We start from the raw sequence: 16,347 nt of genomic DNA on the forward strand, positions 1-16,347 counted from the left end.
AGCCCTTCGCCTGACAAACACACGACAATGACAGCAACCCCTCACAACCCACCATCGCCCGGTCAGCTGCTCCTGCAAGAAGGGCAAGACTTGTTGGCGCGTGGTGACCGTACCGGTGCGGCCCAGGTGCTCGCCCGCGCGCGCGATGAGCGCGATGTGGTGTTGGCCGCGCATGCCCTCATCGAAGAGCACAAGCTTGTGGGCTCCTACAACAATGTCATGGGGCTGGATTGCACCATCTCCGAGCACGACGACATCTTTGGATTCTTTCGCGGACACCATTCGAGCCGCAACCCGCTGCGGGACTATCTGGCTGATGGATGGCGCACGTTGTCCGAACTGATGGTGTTGCTGGAGGCTGTGGACCAGCCCTTGCTGAAAACGCCGCGCGTATTGGAGTTTGCCGCCGGACATGGGCGATTTACACGGCATCTGGTGAAGGCGCTTGCACCTTCGCGCGTGGTGGTGTCTGATGTGGTGCCCAGTGCGGTGGAGTTTTCACGCCGCACTTTCGGCGTTGAGGGGTTTCTATCTGCCAGTACACCGGAGGCCGTGCAATGGCCGGCGCGCTATGAGCTGGTGTTCGTGCTGTCCCTCTTCAGCCACCTGCCGCGCTCCACGTGGTCGCGTTGGCTCAAGGTTTTGTACGACGCTGTAGCGCCCGGCGGTTTGCTGGTGTTCAGCACGCATGGCGTCAAGGCGGCCGATTTTGACCATGTGCAACTGGACGAGGAGGGGTACTTCTTTGCGGCGTCCAGTGAATCGACTGCCATCGACGAGCAGGAGTACGGCACGACCTTCACGTCAGAGGCCTTTGTGCTGGCAAGGATTGCCGAAACCGTGGGACTCGATGCGCTGGTACACAAGGCGCCGGTGCACTTCTGGAACCACCAGGATGCCTATGTGTTGCGCAAAAGCTTGTGAGCATGCCAGTACACCGGTGCGCAACGAATGGGAGCTGCTGAGATGAAAAGCAACTGGCTGCTGGCCTTGCAAGAGCGCATGTGGGGACTGGCCCCGTGGGACGCTAGCCTTATCAGCGATGAGTGGTTTCGCGCCCACTTTGAATACGCAGCCGACGTAGTGAACCAATGGATAGGCAGCGTGCTGGATGTGCGCACGGCGCGGTTCTTGAACTTTGGCTGCGGCGATGGCATTACAGACTTGTCCTTGGTGCTGCGCTACGGTGCCACATCGATCCACGGAGTGGACATTCGCCGCGAGTACACCAAGCTGCCGCGCATAGCCCGGGAGCAACTGGGAATGCGGCGCATACCGTCTGCCCTGACGTTTGAAACCATCACGCCCGGTGCGCCGTTAGCGGGCAAACGCGCGTTGGTGGATGGCATCATGAGCTGGTCCACGTTCGAACACGTCCAGCGCGACCAACTCGCGCCCATCTTGGCTGACCTTCACAGTTGTTTGCGACCGGGCGGCTACTTTTTCATCCAGATTGAGCCGCTTTTCTTCTCGCCGTTCGGCTCCCACCTGCGCCGTTACGACGATGTGCCCTGGCATCACCTGCTAGCCAGTGAGGATGAGCTGTGGTCGATTATCCAAAACCATCACGGGCCCATCGACGCTGCCGAGGTAGATTTTGGATTTGCGGACTTTGGCGTGGAAGGCTACAAGCGTTTTGTGTTCAAGGAATACCAGGCGTTGAACCGGCTGACCGCAGACGAGCTGGTGGAGTTTGCTCAGAACGCGGGTTTTGCGGTAGCGCGGCAAGAACGGCGGCATGTGGACATGCCCATTCCCGCGGCGCTGAAGAGCCAGTTTGCCGACGAAGTTCTGCTAACCAACGAGATTTTTTTGCTGCTGCAAAAAACGTAGTGCGCGATCGGACGACCTGATTTGAAGCGGAGATGCTCCTAAAAGCATAGCTTGTTGCGCTTTTTCTCGGCGCTTTCAGGACGTTTTGAGTGTGGGGCGGTTGTCTGGTATGCGCTGGCAGCTATCCTTTTTGAAGGGGCGGGCTCCTACGCGCCGTGTGCGGGCTTAGCGGAGTAGTCGCTGCGCGTAGTGCCCTCTGTCCATGCGGCCCAGCAATCCATCCCGCACCGCAGTCAAAAGCACGCCAGCCATTCGCGTCCGGCCGTGTTGCGCGGTCAAGATGTGCAGCAATATGTAGGGGACGATTTTTATCCCCTGATCCAACCGCCAGAAGGGCGATATCGCCGCTTTTGTTGCCATGGCCACCGAATTGCGCACATGAAAGTAGGCGCGAAAGTCGCGCCCAATGTAAAGCGTGCGGCCCAGCAATCGCACTGTGCGTGTGGCCTGGTCATGCTGCATGACGCATTGGGGCTCCACCAGAATGTCCATTCCCAGGTGACGCGCCCGCAGGCACCATTCCACATCGACCCTATCGATGAAGTACTCGGCGCGCAAAGGACCCACACGTTCCAGGGCAGCTATGGGCGCTAACGTGCCAGACGCGGGGATGTACTCCACACCGATGGGTTCAGGCCCTTCCGGCACTGTGCGTTGAATCCGCCATCCACGCCTTTGGATCAGCGGGATGATGCGGCCCGTCTTCACGTCCCGGCACAGTGGACCCACGGCCGCTACATGGCGATCTGGTGCAGCACTGGCCAGCGTGTGAAGCAGACGGGGCACCATGTCGGCGGGCGGTAGGCTGTCCTGGTCCATGAACAGTATGTGTGTTGCCCCCCGCTCTCGGGCCAGTTCGACTCCCAAATTTTGCGCGTGGGCGATGCCAGTGTTGCGGCCCAGCAAAAGCCACGTTTGGGAGGTGGAGGCAGTGCTCTGCAATGATGTTGAAGGCGTACCTTCGGTGTTGTCCACTATCACAACGTGCTGCACTTGCAGCGCCAGCCGATGCAGTAGCCTCGCCAACGCTGCCCCGTCCGGAAAGTAGACCGCCACCACGGCCACAACGCAGGGGTTCTTCACGGCCTGTCAGGTTAGTTTGCGCATGTCAGCGGCTAAGCAACCGCTTGACGCGGTAGCGCCAGCTTTGCGGCACGGCGCGCATCGCAGGGCCCAGAAGAGGCATGCGCTGAAGCCGCAGTGCGCTGCGGTACAGCAGGCCGCCGGAGTGCCGCGGTGCTGCCGGGAGGGTGCGGCCGGTGACGAACTGAAAGGCAATTTGCTGCGCTTTGCTGGCATACGGTGCCGGTGCAGTTTCACCCTGTTTAGCGTTGGCCGCTGAGGACGCGGGCGCAAACGCAAGGTAATCCGCCTCGTAGCTCCAGGTGCCCAGCTTTTCCTGCAGGTCTGTCAGTGCTTGGGATAGTGCTGGGGCAACCGGTGTCGCATCTGTTGCGGCCTTGTTCTCAAGAAAAGCTTCGCGAATGCGGCCAAACAGCTCCGCCCATTGCTCCGGCGTACTGGTCCAGTCCTGTACCCAGGTCCAAGGGCGATTGGCCACGCGCTCCGCCAGCGCGCCCAGGTTGGACACCACAACGGGCAGGGCGGCGTCAAGAGCCGCGCTGAGGGTGTAGCTGTAGGTCTCTGGCCAAAGCGCGGGGAACCACGCGACATCTGGCGCGAGGCGCTGCAGCAGCGCAGGAAGCGCTGCGTCGTCGTACTCACCATGTACCGTAAGCGCCGTGCCATTGGTCTGAAGATGGCGATAACCGTATCCGATGAGATGGAACTCCACCGGTATGCCGTTCTTCTGGGCCGCGCGGGCGGTGGCTTCCAGCACCTCTGCGCCCTTGATGATGCTGAGTGCACCAATCACCACCACCCGCAGGCGTTGCTGGGGATACAACGGGCGCGGCCGGGGGCTGGCCAATGCGCCAATCTCCAAGTCAGTGTGAGGCGCCCACCGCACACGCGCTGACGGGAACGCCGTGAGCATGCGCTGGGCGGTGTCGAGGCTGGGCGATAGAACGAAGCGGGCGCCCTCTAGAAAAATGCGGTTGCGGATGCGCCAGTCGGTGATTTGGTCCGCAACTGGGGGCATGGATGGCGGGTGTTCGCCACCGCAGCACTCGCCATGGGCGTCAACTTGATACCGGTTGTTTTTGCCTGTTAGGGTGATGTTGGTGCAGAAGCTGTAAAAGTCATGGCTGGTGAAGTCATAGCCCACGCCAAGTGCGCCAGGAAGCTGCCAACTGAACTGATGGTGCCCGAGCATGTGGTGAAAGTGCACGTGTGCCACGCCGATGGTGCGCAGCAGTTCCAGCAATTGCGGTTGCTCGTGGTTGAGGTCGAAGACTGCGCGCCAGGTTTCAGACAGCGCCGCGATGGGGGGGCGAATGGCTTGATCTGCGGCCGAGGATCGCCAGGTTTCCACCAGCTGCAGCACGACATGGTGAGCGCCATAAGGCCGAATTGAAAGAAAGGTCACCGCGTCTGCGAGGGTTTGTGCCAGTTCCAGCACATGTCTCTCAGTGCCACCGCCACGGGCGTGCTGTACTGCCAACACCACGGGCTTTGAGCCGCTGCGGGTGGCACGCAGCCAATCAACCGCCAGTCGGGCGGGCCGGGCGGGGTCTTGCTGAACAAACGCCATCACCTGCCGCTCGTAAGTGGGGTGCAGGCCTCGCAATGTGGCCATGGCGGCCTGTTCTCGCGGGCTCTTGCTCTCGCCAAAGCTCACGCCTCCGGTATGCAGCACATACGTGTCGAGCGCGTGCAGGTTGCGCCAACCGAGCTTGAGAGCCCGCTGGCAAAAATCGTTCTCCTCGCCGTAGCCTTTGCCGAAGTGCTCTTCGTCAAACCAGCCGACTTCGTTCAAGCAGTCGCGCCGGATGTACATGCAAAAGCCGACGCCGGTGGGCACGTCAATGCTATGACCCGCGTTGGCCGTGGCAAACAGCTGGTCCAAACTGGCGGTGGTTTCGCCATCGGGCAGCGGGTTGGCGGCACAGAACACCGGGTAGCTGCAAATGGTGGCATTGCTAGAAAAAGGCGTCACCGTGCCCACTTTGACCGACGCATACGCAGCGCGGCGCAGACGGTCCAGCCAATCGTTGGCGACTTCGGTGTCGCTATTGAGAAGCACCACGTCGTTGTGCTTCGAATGCTTCATCCCACGGTTGACGGTGCCCACGAAGCCGAGGTTGTGCTCGTTCTCCAGCAGCGTGATGCGCGGCTCCTGGGCCGCTTTTTCGCGCAACCACTGGGTGACTGCGGGCTCGGGGCTGGCATCGTTGATGATGATGAGACGGTAGCCTGCCGCGACCGGGCTGGCCAGCGTCGATTCCACGCAGAGCTGTGTATCTGCCAGACCACGGTACACGGGAACAATGATGTCCACGGTGTCGCTGATTGGTGCGGACACGGGCGCATCGTCCTGCAGAGGGGCGAGTACGGTAGTGTTTGATGCAGAGGAGGATGGGGTGGGTGTACCGTGCACGGATTCAATGGGGAAGGGGCGCAGCCAACGGCTCAGTGCACGGGTGTAGCGCACGGAACGCAGGTTGCTCAGGTTCTCAACGTGGGCAGCCATGCCGCGTAACTGACCGTGGAGCTGGGTGATTTCTTGTTGGGCCTTGTCACGCTCTGCGAAGAGGTGGTGCCGCTCTCGCTGCTCAGCGGCCAACTGGCGGTGCAGCTCTGCATGCAAATGATGCAGTTGCGTGTGCTCCAGCGCCAATTTTTCGTGCTCTTGTAAAAGGTGTGGAATGCGCGCAACTTGGTTTCGCAAGAACTGTTGCTCTTCAAGCAGTGGTGACACGGTGGCGGCCAGCGCCGCGTAGTCAGCCGACATGGGCCAACCCAATTCCACGTCCAAGCGAAGACCCTCGCATGGACTGCGGGCCAAGAGCTCTGGCGCAATAGGTAATTGGAACCACGGCTCGTCACCCGTCAGCAACAGCGTCAAACCCGCAGACGCTGCAAAAGGCGTCTGCCAAACTATTTGCTGATGGGATGTTTCTGCAAGCAAAGATGCGCCGTCGCTTTCTGCCACCCAGCGCCATAAGGTTTCACCTGCGGTGGTACGCAGATGCAGGCTGTGAAGATGCACAAAGCCGGGGCGGTCCGCAGGGTCGAGCCGCAGTTGAGTCAAAGGCTCATTTTGTACAGCTAGTTCAAACACCAGGGTCTGGCGCAGTTGGCCGATGACGCCTGTTGCCGTGAGTTTGTTGTCCTCTCTGTATTTGCCCCCATGACCTAAATAGAGCTGCGCCGTAAAGAGCGCCTGTGCTCGGTCGGTGCCAGTTTGCAGCCCTAGAGCATCCTGTTGTTCGGCTGGCACCTGTTTCACAGGATGCGCCGCGCAGATGAACTGGTAAGTCAGGGCGTCTGCGGTAGAAAGAAGGTGTCGCGCAACGGAGGGGGGCAGTTGATCGAACGCGACATGGAACTCTGAATCGGGCAGCGGGCGGGACACCGAGTCAACAATGTCCAGTGCCCAGCGCTGTTCTGCAAGAAAGCGCAACAACGAGCGTCGGGTGAAAAAACGCAAATGGGTGCGGTCTAACAGGCCCTCGTCTCGGTACAGAAACTCGCCTTGTAGCAACTCGGCAACCAGTCCGATGTATCCGGCGTTCGGAACCGACATCAGCAAACGTCCATCCGGTACCAGCAGGTCGCGACAGGCCGCCAGCACCAGTTCGGGACGTCGCAGGTGCTCCAGAACATCAGCGCACACGATGTAGTCGTACTGCTGCCCCGAAAACATTTCTCGCAGGTTGGCAGTTTCCAGATCGGCAACGTCCACGCGGCGGTAGTGTGGCGCGGCATGGTCGGCTTCTGCCTGGCTCAAAGTCACGCCGTCGGTTGTGCAACGGCGTGTTTCTTTCAGATATTGTCCCAAGGCCCCGCTGCCACAACCCAGGTCGAGGACGGTAGCGCCTTCGTGAACCAAGTTCGCCAACACCGACAGGGACGTACGCTCTCCTTCTGCAATAGAACGCAAATAGACGTGCAGATCGTCAATGGAATTCGTCATTGGCGAATTATGCCGGGCGGGTTGTGCCCCGCTGCACAGCCCCTGTTGCCCGAGCGCCCCGGGGGACAGCAGACAATACATGCCCATGAATCTTTCGCAAACTGCCCTGCAGTCGAGACCAAGCCTGGTCGTATCTATCGTCAGTCACGGGCACGGCGCGCTCGTTCAACGCCTGCTGGAACAGCTGGCCCGGCGTTGTGCGGATTCGGTGCGGAGAGTGGTGTTAACCCATAACGTGCCAGAGGAGCTGATCCTGCCGCCCAGCGCAGGCTGGCCATTTGAGCTGGAAGTCCGCTGGAATCAAGCGCCCATGGGTTTTGGAGCCAACCACAACCGTGCCCTGTCGGGTGGCTCTGAGCATTTTGTATGCGTACTCAACCCGGATGTCATCTTGCTGGACGACGGATTGGATCCTTTTGACGCCCTGGTCGCTGCGGCTACTCCCTCGGGGGTGGGATGTGCCTATCCCGTGCAATTGGACGAGGAGGGCCAAGTGCAAGACAGTGAGCGCGAGGTGCCCACACCGCTGCGCTTGTTGCAGAGGCGCTTGCTGGGCCGTCGTGAAACCCGGGCGGAATGGGTGAATGCCGCGTGTTTGCTGGTGCCACGCAGGATTTGGAATGCCTTGGGTGGTTTTGATGAGAGATATTTCATGTACTGCGAGGATGTGGATTTTTGCTTGCGGTTACGCCTCCGCGGGCTGCGTTTGGTGCGTGCCAAGGCGCGCATCGTCCACGCTGGCCAGCGGGCCAGCGGGCGCAGGGCCATCCACCTAGCGTGGCATGTGCGCAGTATTTTCAGGCTTTGGCGGTCGCCGGTGTACCGTCAGGCGCAACAGTTGCTAACGTCGGCGTCAGCCGGGAGCAGTACCATCGGCACCCCATGATCTGGTTGTCTGTGGTTGGTTTCTTGATGGCGGCGTTGGCTGCAGGGCTCATTGTGCGATGGGGGCGGGAGCATGCAGCGGTCTATGGTGACACCATGCCCCAGCGGTTCCATCTGGGCGACATTCCTCGGTTGGGAGGCGCGGCGCTGCTGCTGGGCATGAGCATTGCGTGGGGGTTGGGCATGCTGCAGACGCTCCAATGGGGCGACCCAGGCTCGCTTCGGCTGGGGCTTTGGGCGGGAGGATGGCTCCTGGCCTTGCTGCCGGCCGCCTTGGGTGGCATTGCGGAAGACATGACCCAGCGCCTGTCAGTGCGGTACCGTCTTATTTTGACCGGCGCCTCCGGTGTGCTCGCGGTCACGTTGCTTGATCTCACGCTTCCCCGCTTGGGCTGGCCCAGCGCAGACGCCGTCATGAGCGCGGTGCCCTGGCTTGGCATTGCGATCGTGGTGCTGGCCGTCGCGGGCCTCCCCCACGCCTTCAACATCATCGACGGATACAACGGCCTGGCCGGCATGGTGGCGCTCATCGTGTGCCTGGCTCTGGCCCATGTGGCGCTGCAGGTGGGCGACCGCGCCTTGGCGGCCCTGCTGGTGTCCACGGCAGCGGCTACGGGGGGGTTTTTGGTATGGAACTACCCTCGCGGCATGCTGTTTGCCGGGGACGGCGGGGCGTATGTATGGGGCGTGGTGATTGCGCTGGCCAGCATCTCGCTGGTGCAGCGCAATTCGGACGTGTCGCCTTGGTTTCCCATGTTGTTGCTGATTTACCCGGTGTGGGAGACCATGTTTTCCATCTACCGCAAGGCGGTGCGGGGGGTGTCGCCGGGTGTGGCGGACGCTCTGCATTTTCACCAACTGATCTATCGCCGCATCGTGCGTGGGGTGTTTCATGACGACGAGTCGCGCCGGGTGCTGATGCGCAACAACCGCACCTCGCCGTACTTGTGGGGCTTCACCCTGCTCACAGTGGTGCCCGCCGTGCTCTTCTGGAGCAACACGCCGCTGTTAATGGCGTTTTGCGCGCTTTTTGTGATCACCTATGTGATGGCGTACTTTGCGATTGTGCGGTTCAAGGTGCCGCACTGGCTGCGCCACTGAGCGTGGACTGGGGGCGGCGCATTAACACCTGCCCTGAATGCGGCACAATTTGCGCCTCACAGTTTTCTACACCGGATGGCCCGCCCCCATGACCGACCTTCTTTCGATTGCCCCGCGCGACAAGGCTGAAATCCTGGCCCAGGCGCTGCCTTACATCCGCAAGTTCCATGGCAAGACCATGGTCATCAAGTACGGCGGTAACGCCATGACCGACCCGGCCCTGCAGGCCGACTTTGCCGAGGATGTGGTCCTGCTTAAGCTGGTGGGCATGAACCCGGTGGTGGTGCATGGCGGCGGCCCGCAGATCGAGACGGCGCTGAACCGGCTGGGCAAGAAGGGCGAGTTCATCCAGGGCATGCGGGTGACCGATGCGGAGACCATGGAAGTCGTCGAATGGGTGCTGGCCGGCGAGGTGCAGCAGGACATCGTGGGCCTGATCAACCAGGCCGGTGGCAAGGCAGTGGGCTTGACCGGCCGCGACGGCGGCATGATCCGCGCGCAAAAGCTCAAGATGGTGGACAGCAAGGATCCGTCCATCGAGCACGACGTGGGCCAGGTGGGCGACATCGTGTCCATCGACCCCAGCGTGGTCAAGGCGCTGCAGGACGATGCCTTCATCCCTGTTATCAGTCCCATTGGCTTTGGCGAAAACAACGAAAGCTACAACATCAACGCCGACGTGGTGGCCAGCAAGCTCGCCACCGTGCTGCAGGCGGAAAAGCTCATGCTGCTGACCAACACGCCCGGTGTGCTGGACAAGCAGGGCAATCTCCTCACGGACCTCACGGCGCGCGAGATCGATGCGCTGTTTGCCGACGGCACCATCTCCGGTGGCATGTTGCCCAAGATATCCGGTGCACTGGATGCCGCCAAGGCCGGGGTGCATGCGGTGCACATCATCGACGGCCGCGTGCCACACGCGATGCTGCTGGAAATTCTGACGGACCAGGCCTACGGCACGATGATCCGCAGTCATTGAAATGCTCCCCCTGAGCCGCTTCGCGTCTTCCCCCTCTGTCGCTACGCGGGAGGGGGACGCAGCCAGCGCACGGAGGCGCAGCGACCCCATGGTGTCTCGGCGGCCCTTGCATGGCTGCCACCGCTATGGATCGCGCTAGCTGCCGACTCCGTGGGGCGTATCCGTTGCACAAGGTCACTGAAAAATGCGCCTGCTTTTGGTCGAAGACGATGTGATGGTGGCCAGCGGCATCAAGCTGGGGCTCACCGATGCCGGCTACGCCGTGGATTGGGTGGGCAGCGGCGAGCGGGCCGAAGAGGTGTTGCGCACCGAATCCTTTGACGCCGCCATCATTGACATCGGCCTGCCCGCGATGGACGGGCTGGAGCTGACCCGCCGCCTGCGCCGCCCCGACATGGCAAGCCCCGCGATGCCGGTGCTGATCCTGACCGCGCGCGATGCCCTGCATGACCGGGTGCAGGGGCTGGACCTGGGCGCGGACGATTACATGGTCAAGCCCTTTGAGCTGCCCGAGCTGCTGGCGCGCCTGCGGGCCCTGCTGCGCCGATCGCAGGCCGCCACCACGGCGGTGCTCAGCTTTGGCCCGCTGGAGCTGGACACGGCCGGGCGCCGTGCCAGCATCCGCAATGGCGACGCCGAGCAGGTGATCGAGTTGGGCCCCCGCGAGTGGACGGTGCTGGAGTACCTGCTGATCAACGCGCCCAAGCCCGCCAGCAAAGACAAGCTGCTGCAGGCCCTGACTGGTTGGGACAAAGAGATCACTCCCAACGCGGTCGAGGTGTACGTGTCGCGTCTGCGCGGCAAGCTGGAGCCGCACGGTGTGGCGCTCCGCTCCATCCGTGGGTTTGGCTACCGGCTGGAGCTGCAGGCCGCCTGAGCGCCAGGGTTGCTGCGCCAGGCTGGCACGCCTCTTCATCTCCTACGGCAACGCAGCAATAGGCGGCCACACCCCATGCAGCCACAGCCCGAGCCCCGGCCCCCCACCCGCCTGCGGCCCGGCCTGCGGGCGATGACCTCAGACCTGCGCAACCGGCTGCTGCTGATGCTGGTGCTGCCTCTGTGCGCGCTGGCGTTTGTGGGCGTGTGGCTGGACTACCGCTCGGCCGACGAGGCGGCCAGCCGGCATGACCAGAGGCTGCTGCGCCTGCTGCCTGCGCTGTCTGACTCGGTGCTGGCCCCGCCCATCCGCGACAACGAGCCCCCGCTGATGCTGCTGGCGCCACCCGTGGACGAGTTCTTGCGCCAGAACGCCGGTTTTGCCGGCTACAGCGTGCGCGACGTGAAGGGCAAGCTGTTGTTGGGCGACGCCTGGGTGCACAGCGCCGTACCCACCACCCAGGCGCCCGAATTCCACAGCGTGGAGTTTGGCGGCGTGACCTACCGCGTGGCGGTGCAGCGGGGCCGCACCGGTGCGGGCGAAATGGTGGTCGCTCTGGCCGACGGGTCCGACCCGCGCCAGCAGTGGGCACAGCAGCTGCTGCTGCGCGTGCTGTTGCCCAACCTGGTGCTGGTAGCCGCTGCGGCGCTCGCCATCCACTGGGCTGTGCGGCGGGCGTTCAAGCCGCTGGTAGAACTGGCGGAGGCTGTGGAGCACCGCTCGCCGCGTGACCTCAGCCCCATCGACGAGGCGGCATCGCCAGCCGAGGTGCGCCCGCTCGTGCATTCGCTCAACCGCCTGTTTGCGCTGGTCAACGCCCAGGCCGAGGGGCAGCGCCGCTTTGTGGCCGACGCAGCGCACCAGCTGCGCACGCCGCTGGCGGGCCTGCAGGCCCAGGTGGAAGCTTGGGCCATGATGGCCAAGGCGGCGGCACCGCCGCGCATGCCGTTGCCGGATTTTGATAAACAAGTGCCTCTAGCGCAGGAGGGGCGTGCGCAAGGTGCTATTGTTTTAGGAGTTGATCAGATCGAGAAGCTGCGCAACGCCACGCGCCGCACCTCGCAGCTGGCCCACCAGCTGCTGGCGCTGTCGCGCGCCGATGCGCGCAGCTTGGATGCCCAGCCTCCGCAGCGGGTCGATCTGAAAGACCTGTGCGAGACCCTGCTCGAAACCTTTCTGGACGCCGCCACCGGCAAGGGCCTGGACCTGGGGCTGGACGTGCAGCCCGTGCACGTCACCGGCCACGGCTGGCTGCTGCGCGAGTTGCTGTCCAACCTGGTGGACAACGCGATCAAATACACGCCCGCAGGCGGCATCGTCACCATCCGTTGCGGCATGCGCCAGGGCCGCGCGGGCCCGCCGCGCGTATTCGTCGAGGTGGAGGACGACGGCCCGGGCGTGCCCGAGGCTGAGCGCACGCGGGTGATGCAGCGCTTTTACCGTGTGCCCGGCACGGTGGGCGAGGGCACGGGCCTGGGCCTGGCCATTGCCGATGAGATCGCGCGGGTGCACCGCGCATCGCTGACGCTGGGTACCGGGCCCGCGGGGCACGGGCTGGTCGTCACCGTGATGTTCCGGCTGTAGCCGAGGCTTGGCAAAGGGGCAGGCGCTCTTGATTCCGGCGCCTGCAGACCCTGTGCGAGAATCATTTCCACACATGATTTACGCCCTGCCGCACCCCGGGGCCCGTCCACCCGGCGGGTGACGGGGGCAGGGGCCAACGGCCGCACAACGCGGTCCCACCCGAGTCCCGGTCCTGCATGTCTGAACTCTCGCCCAACCCCGAGCCCGCCAGCCCCGCCGACGCCAGCGACACCCCTGCGGTGCGCAAGCGGCCCAAGCCGGGCGAGCGGCGCGTTCAGATCTTGCAGGCTCTGGCAGCCATGCTGGAGCAGCCCGGGGCCGAGCGCATCACCACCGCTGCGCTGGCCGCGCGCCTGTCCGTCAGCGAGGCGGCGCTGTACCGCCACTTCGCCAGCAAGGCGCAGATGTTCGAAGGTTTGATCGACTTCATCGAGCAGACCGTGTTCACCTTGGTAGCCCAGATCACGGGCCGTGATACCGCGGGCGGGGTGCCCGACCCCGAGCAGTCGGCCGAGGCCGGTGCCCGGCAAGCGGCGCGCATCGTGGCGCTGCTGCTGCAGTTTGGCGAACGCAACCCCGGCATGGTGCGCGTGATGGTGGGCGACGCCCTCGTGTTCGAGCACGAACGGCTGCAGCAGCGCATGAACCAGTTCTTCGACCGTATCGAATCCACCCTGCGCCAGTGCCTGCGCCCGGCCCATGCAGCGTCGGCTACGCCCACGGTGGACGCGCAAGTGGCGGCCAGCGTGCTGACAGCGTTTGCCGTGGGGCGACTGCAGCGCTACGCGCGCTCGGGCTTCAAGCGCATGCCGACCGAGCACCTGGAGGCGAGTCTGGCGCTGGTGCTGTAAGAGCCTGCTCAGTCGGGTTCTCTGCACCGCCGCACCCCCGGACAGGTGGCAGCGGCGCAACGCGGGTTTGGGTGGTCCTCCCTATTTTTTCCGGGGGTTTTGGCCTGTGAGGGAATTTGCTGCAGAATAGAACGAACGTTCGTTTTTATTTGCAGCCATGTCTTCCACCCCCGATGTCCGCCCGCCGACCCGCAGGCCACGCGCCAGTGCTGGCACTGGCCGTGCCTTGCAAAAAGGCCAGCAGACCAAGGCCGCCATCGTCGAGGCGGCGCTGGGCTTGGCCACGCACATTGGCCTGGAAGGGCTGTCCATTGGTGCCCTGGCCGATGTCACGGGCATGAGCAAGTCCGGCGTGTTCGCCCACTTCGGCTCGCGTGAAGAATTGCAGATCTCCGTCATCCGTGAATACCACACCCGCTTTGAGCAGGAAGTGTTCTACCCCGCCATGGCCGCCCCCCGGGGCCTGGCGCGCTTGCACGCGCTGTATGGCAACTGGATGAAGCGCACGTCCATCGAAATCGACTCGGGCTGCATCTACATCAGCGGTGCGGTCGAGTTTGACGACCGCACCGGCCCCGTGCGCGACGCGCTGGCCAGTTCGGTCATGACCTGGCACACGGCCATGCGCCGCGCCATCGAGCAGTGCAAAGAACTGGGCGAACTGCAGCCTGACGTGGATGCCGAGCAGATGCTGTTCGAGATCCATGGGCTCATTCTTGCGCTGCACTACGAAGCCCGCTTCTTGCAAAACCCCGGCTCGCTGGATCGCGCCATCCGGGGTTTTCACAACATTCTTGCGCGCTACAGCGCATCGGCCGCCCCGGCCACGGCGCCCGTCGCCGTAGCCAAGCTGCCGACCGCATCGCGCCGCAAAGTTTCCAACCAAACCACCACCTCCAAGGAGTAAACCCCATGCCTATGTACACGCCGCCCCTGCGCGACATGCAATTCGTCATGCACGAAGTGCTCAAGGTCAGCGATGAATTCAAGGCCATGCCGCCCCACGCCGAGGTGGATGTGGACACCATCAACGCCGTGATCGAAGAAGCCGGCAAATTCGCTGCCGAAGTGACCTTCCCGCTCAATATTTCGGGCGACTCCGAAGGCTGCGTGCTCGACAAAGCCACGCACGAGGTGAAGACTCCCGCGGGTTTCAAGGACGCTTACGCCAAGTACGTCGAAGGCGGCTGGGCGGCACTGTCGTGTGACCCGGCCTACGGTGGCCAGGGCCTGCCTTTTGTGCTGAACCAGTGCCTTTACGAGATGATGAACTCGGCCAACCAGGCCTGGACCATGTACCCCGGCCTGTCGCACGGCGCGTACGAAGCCCTGCACGCCCACGGCACCGAAGAGCAAAAGAAGATCTACCTGCCCAAGCTGACCAGCGGCGAGTGGACCGGCACCATGTGCCTGACCGAACCCCACTGCGGCACCGACCTGGGCCTGCTGCGCACCAAGGCCGAACCCCAGGCCGACGGCACCTACAAGCTCACCGGCAACAAGATTTTCATCAGCGCTGGCGAGCACGATTTCACCCCCAACATCGTGCACCTGGTGCTGGCCCGCCTGCCCGACGCGCCCAAGGGCAGCAAGGGCATCAGCCTGTTCGTCGTACCCAAGTTCAACGTGAAGGCCGACGGAAGCCTGGGCGAGCGCAACCCCATCTTCTGCACAGGCCTGGAGCACAAGATGGGTATCCACGGCAATGCCACCGCGCAGATCGCGCTGGACGGCGCCATCGGCACCATGGTGGGCCAGCCCAACAAGGGCCTGGCCGCGATGTTCGTAATGATGAATGCCGCCCGCCTGGGCGTGGGCAACCAGTCGCTGGGCCTGACCGAAGTGGCGTACCAAAATGCGCTGGCGTACGCCAAGGACCGCATCCAGATGCGCAGCCTGTCGGGCGTGAAGGCCAAGGACAAGGACGCCGACCCCATCATCGTGCACCCCGACGTGCGCAAGATGCTGCTCACCGCCAAGGCCTACGCAGAAGGCGGCCGCGCGCTGCAGATATTCTGCACGCTGCTACTGGACAAGGTGCACAGCCACCCCGATGAAAAGGTGCGTGCCGAATCCGAAGAGATGGTGGCGCTGCTCACGCCTATCGTGAAGGCCTTCATCACCGACAACGGCCACATCTCCACCAACGCCTGCATGCAGGTCTTCGGCGGCCATGGCTTCATCAAGGAATGGGGCATGGAACAGTACGTGCGGGACAACCGCATCAACATGATCTATGAAGGCACCAACACCATCCAGTCGCTGGACCTGCTGGGCCGCAAGGTGCTGGGCAACCAGGGCGCCACGCTCAAGAAGCTGGGCAAGCTGATCGGCAAGCTGGTGGAAGAAGAAGGCGTGAACGAGAAGATGGCCGAGTTCATCAACCCCGTGGCCATGCTGGGCGACCAGATGACCAAGTTCACCACCGAGATCGGCTTCAAGGGCATGCAAAACCCCGATGAAGTGGGCGCTGCCGCCGTGGACTACCTGCGCGTGGCCGGCCACCTGGTGTTCGGCTACCTGTTCGCCCGCATGGCCCAGGTGGCCCTGCGCGAGATCGCCGCTGGCAACACCGACCCGTTCTACGGCGCCAAGCTGCAGACGGCCCGCTTCTACTTCGCCAAGCTGTTCCCCGAAACCACCACGCTGATGCGCACGGCCCGTGCTGGCAGCAAGGTGCTGATGGACACGGACCTGGCGCTGGCTTGATGTGCACGCTGCGGATTTCAACCTGTTTTTGGCACGGAGCGCTTATGCATCAAGCGGTAGCAGCTATTTTTTTGGTAGCGGGTGCGCTGCCGGCCTGGGCGCAGATGACGCCCGAGGGCCTGTGGCGCAACATTGATGACAAGACCGGCGAAGCCAAGGCCGAAATCCGCATCCGCGACGCCGGCGGCGTGCTCAACGGCGCGATCGAGAAGCGCCTGCTCAAGGACGCCAAGCCCGATGAGGTCTGCGACGAGTGCTCGGACGACCGCAAGGGCAAGCCCATCCTCGGGCTGGAGATCATCCGCGGCGCCAAAAAGGCTGACGGCAAAGAGGTGTGGGAGGGCGGCAAGATTCTCGACCCCGAGAACGGCCGCAACTACACCCTGCGCCTGACCCCCATCGAGGGCGGCAAGAAGCTCGAAGTGCGGGGCTCTGTCGGCCCGTTCGGCCGCACGCAAACCTGGATCCGCGTCCAGTAACCCCATTCCCG

At 63.3% G+C, this 16,347-nt stretch carries 13 protein-coding genes; 11 read left to right on the forward strand and 2 right to left on the reverse strand.

Going from position 1 to position 16,347, the window contains the following annotated elements:
* Window positions 1–27: 27 nt before the first annotated feature.
* Both ACK4HJ_RS16655 and ACK4HJ_RS16660 read left to right on the forward strand, forming a co-directional pair.
* The gene (locus tag ACK4HJ_RS16655; protein WP_409833637.1) at window positions 28–924 is read left to right on the forward strand and encodes a class I SAM-dependent methyltransferase; all 897 of its coding nucleotides are present in this window, start codon (window positions 28–30) and stop codon (window positions 922–924) included.
* Between the two features lie 42 nt (window positions 925–966).
* Window positions 967–1,833 carry an SAM-dependent methyltransferase gene (locus tag ACK4HJ_RS16660; RefSeq protein ID WP_409833639.1) on the forward strand — a complete coding sequence of 289 codons (867 nt, stop codon included), beginning with the start codon at window positions 967–969 and terminating at the stop codon, window positions 1,831–1,833.
* Between the two features lie 165 nt (window positions 1,834–1,998).
* On the opposite strand, the gene ACK4HJ_RS16665 is transcribed toward ACK4HJ_RS16660, so the two are convergent.
* A complete protein-coding gene (locus ACK4HJ_RS16665) occupies window positions 1,999–2,916 on the reverse strand; it encodes a glycosyltransferase family 2 protein (RefSeq protein WP_409833641.1) in 918 nt (305 codons plus the stop codon).
* A 25-nt stretch (window positions 2,917–2,941) separates the two neighbouring features.
* The gene (locus ACK4HJ_RS16670) at window positions 2,942–6,871 is read right to left on the reverse strand and encodes a methyltransferase domain-containing protein (protein ID WP_409833642.1); all 3,930 of its coding nucleotides are present in this window, start codon (window positions 6,869–6,871) and stop codon (window positions 2,942–2,944) included.
* Window positions 6,872–6,956: 85 nt separating this feature from the next.
* Here ACK4HJ_RS16670 and ACK4HJ_RS16675 point away from each other — a divergent pair, with 85 nt between their 5' ends.
* From ACK4HJ_RS16675 to ACK4HJ_RS16715, 9 genes are all read left to right on the forward strand, one after another.
* A complete protein-coding gene (locus tag ACK4HJ_RS16675) occupies window positions 6,957–7,757 on the forward strand; it encodes a glycosyl transferase (RefSeq protein WP_409833644.1) in 801 nt (266 codons plus the stop codon).
* The gene (locus tag ACK4HJ_RS16680; protein ID WP_409833646.1) at window positions 7,754–8,857 is read left to right on the forward strand and encodes an MraY family glycosyltransferase; all 1,104 of its coding nucleotides are present in this window, start codon (window positions 7,754–7,756) and stop codon (window positions 8,855–8,857) included. The genes ACK4HJ_RS16675 and ACK4HJ_RS16680 overlap by 4 nt, the downstream gene beginning before the upstream one ends.
* 88 nt (window positions 8,858–8,945) lie before the next feature.
* A complete protein-coding gene (gene argB, locus ACK4HJ_RS16685) occupies window positions 8,946–9,836 on the forward strand; it encodes an acetylglutamate kinase (RefSeq protein ID WP_409833648.1) in 891 nt (296 codons plus the stop codon).
* A gap of 184 nt (window positions 9,837–10,020) precedes the next feature.
* Window positions 10,021–10,713 carry a response regulator transcription factor gene (locus ACK4HJ_RS16690; protein ID WP_409833649.1) on the forward strand — a complete coding sequence of 231 codons (693 nt, stop codon included), beginning with the start codon at window positions 10,021–10,023 and terminating at the stop codon, window positions 10,711–10,713.
* Window positions 10,714–10,845: 132 nt separating this feature from the next.
* Window positions 10,846–12,297: an ATP-binding protein gene (locus ACK4HJ_RS16695; protein ID WP_409833692.1), complete on the forward strand. Its 1,452-nt coding sequence runs from the start codon at window positions 10,846–10,848 to the stop codon at window positions 12,295–12,297.
* Between the two features lie 176 nt (window positions 12,298–12,473).
* A complete protein-coding gene (gene slmA / locus ACK4HJ_RS16700; RefSeq protein WP_409833650.1) occupies window positions 12,474–13,148 on the forward strand; it encodes a nucleoid occlusion factor SlmA in 675 nt (224 codons plus the stop codon).
* A gap of 157 nt (window positions 13,149–13,305) precedes the next feature.
* Window positions 13,306–14,055 carry a TetR/AcrR family transcriptional regulator gene (locus ACK4HJ_RS16705; RefSeq protein ID WP_409833652.1) on the forward strand — a complete coding sequence of 250 codons (750 nt, stop codon included), beginning with the start codon at window positions 13,306–13,308 and terminating at the stop codon, window positions 14,053–14,055.
* Between the two features lie 5 nt (window positions 14,056–14,060).
* Window positions 14,061–15,857 carry an acyl-CoA dehydrogenase C-terminal domain-containing protein gene (locus ACK4HJ_RS16710; RefSeq protein ID WP_409833654.1) on the forward strand — a complete coding sequence of 599 codons (1,797 nt, stop codon included), beginning with the start codon at window positions 14,061–14,063 and terminating at the stop codon, window positions 15,855–15,857.
* 44 nt (window positions 15,858–15,901) lie between these two features.
* Entirely contained in the window at window positions 15,902–16,336 is a 435-nt protein-coding gene (locus ACK4HJ_RS16715) for a DUF2147 domain-containing protein (protein WP_409833656.1), read from the forward strand.
* Window positions 16,337–16,347 lie beyond the last annotated feature (11 nt).

Origin of the sequence: Acidovorax sp., from assembly GCF_046294525.1 — a bacterium.
Taxonomy (GTDB): domain Bacteria; phylum Pseudomonadota; class Gammaproteobacteria; order Burkholderiales; family Burkholderiaceae_C; genus Acidovorax.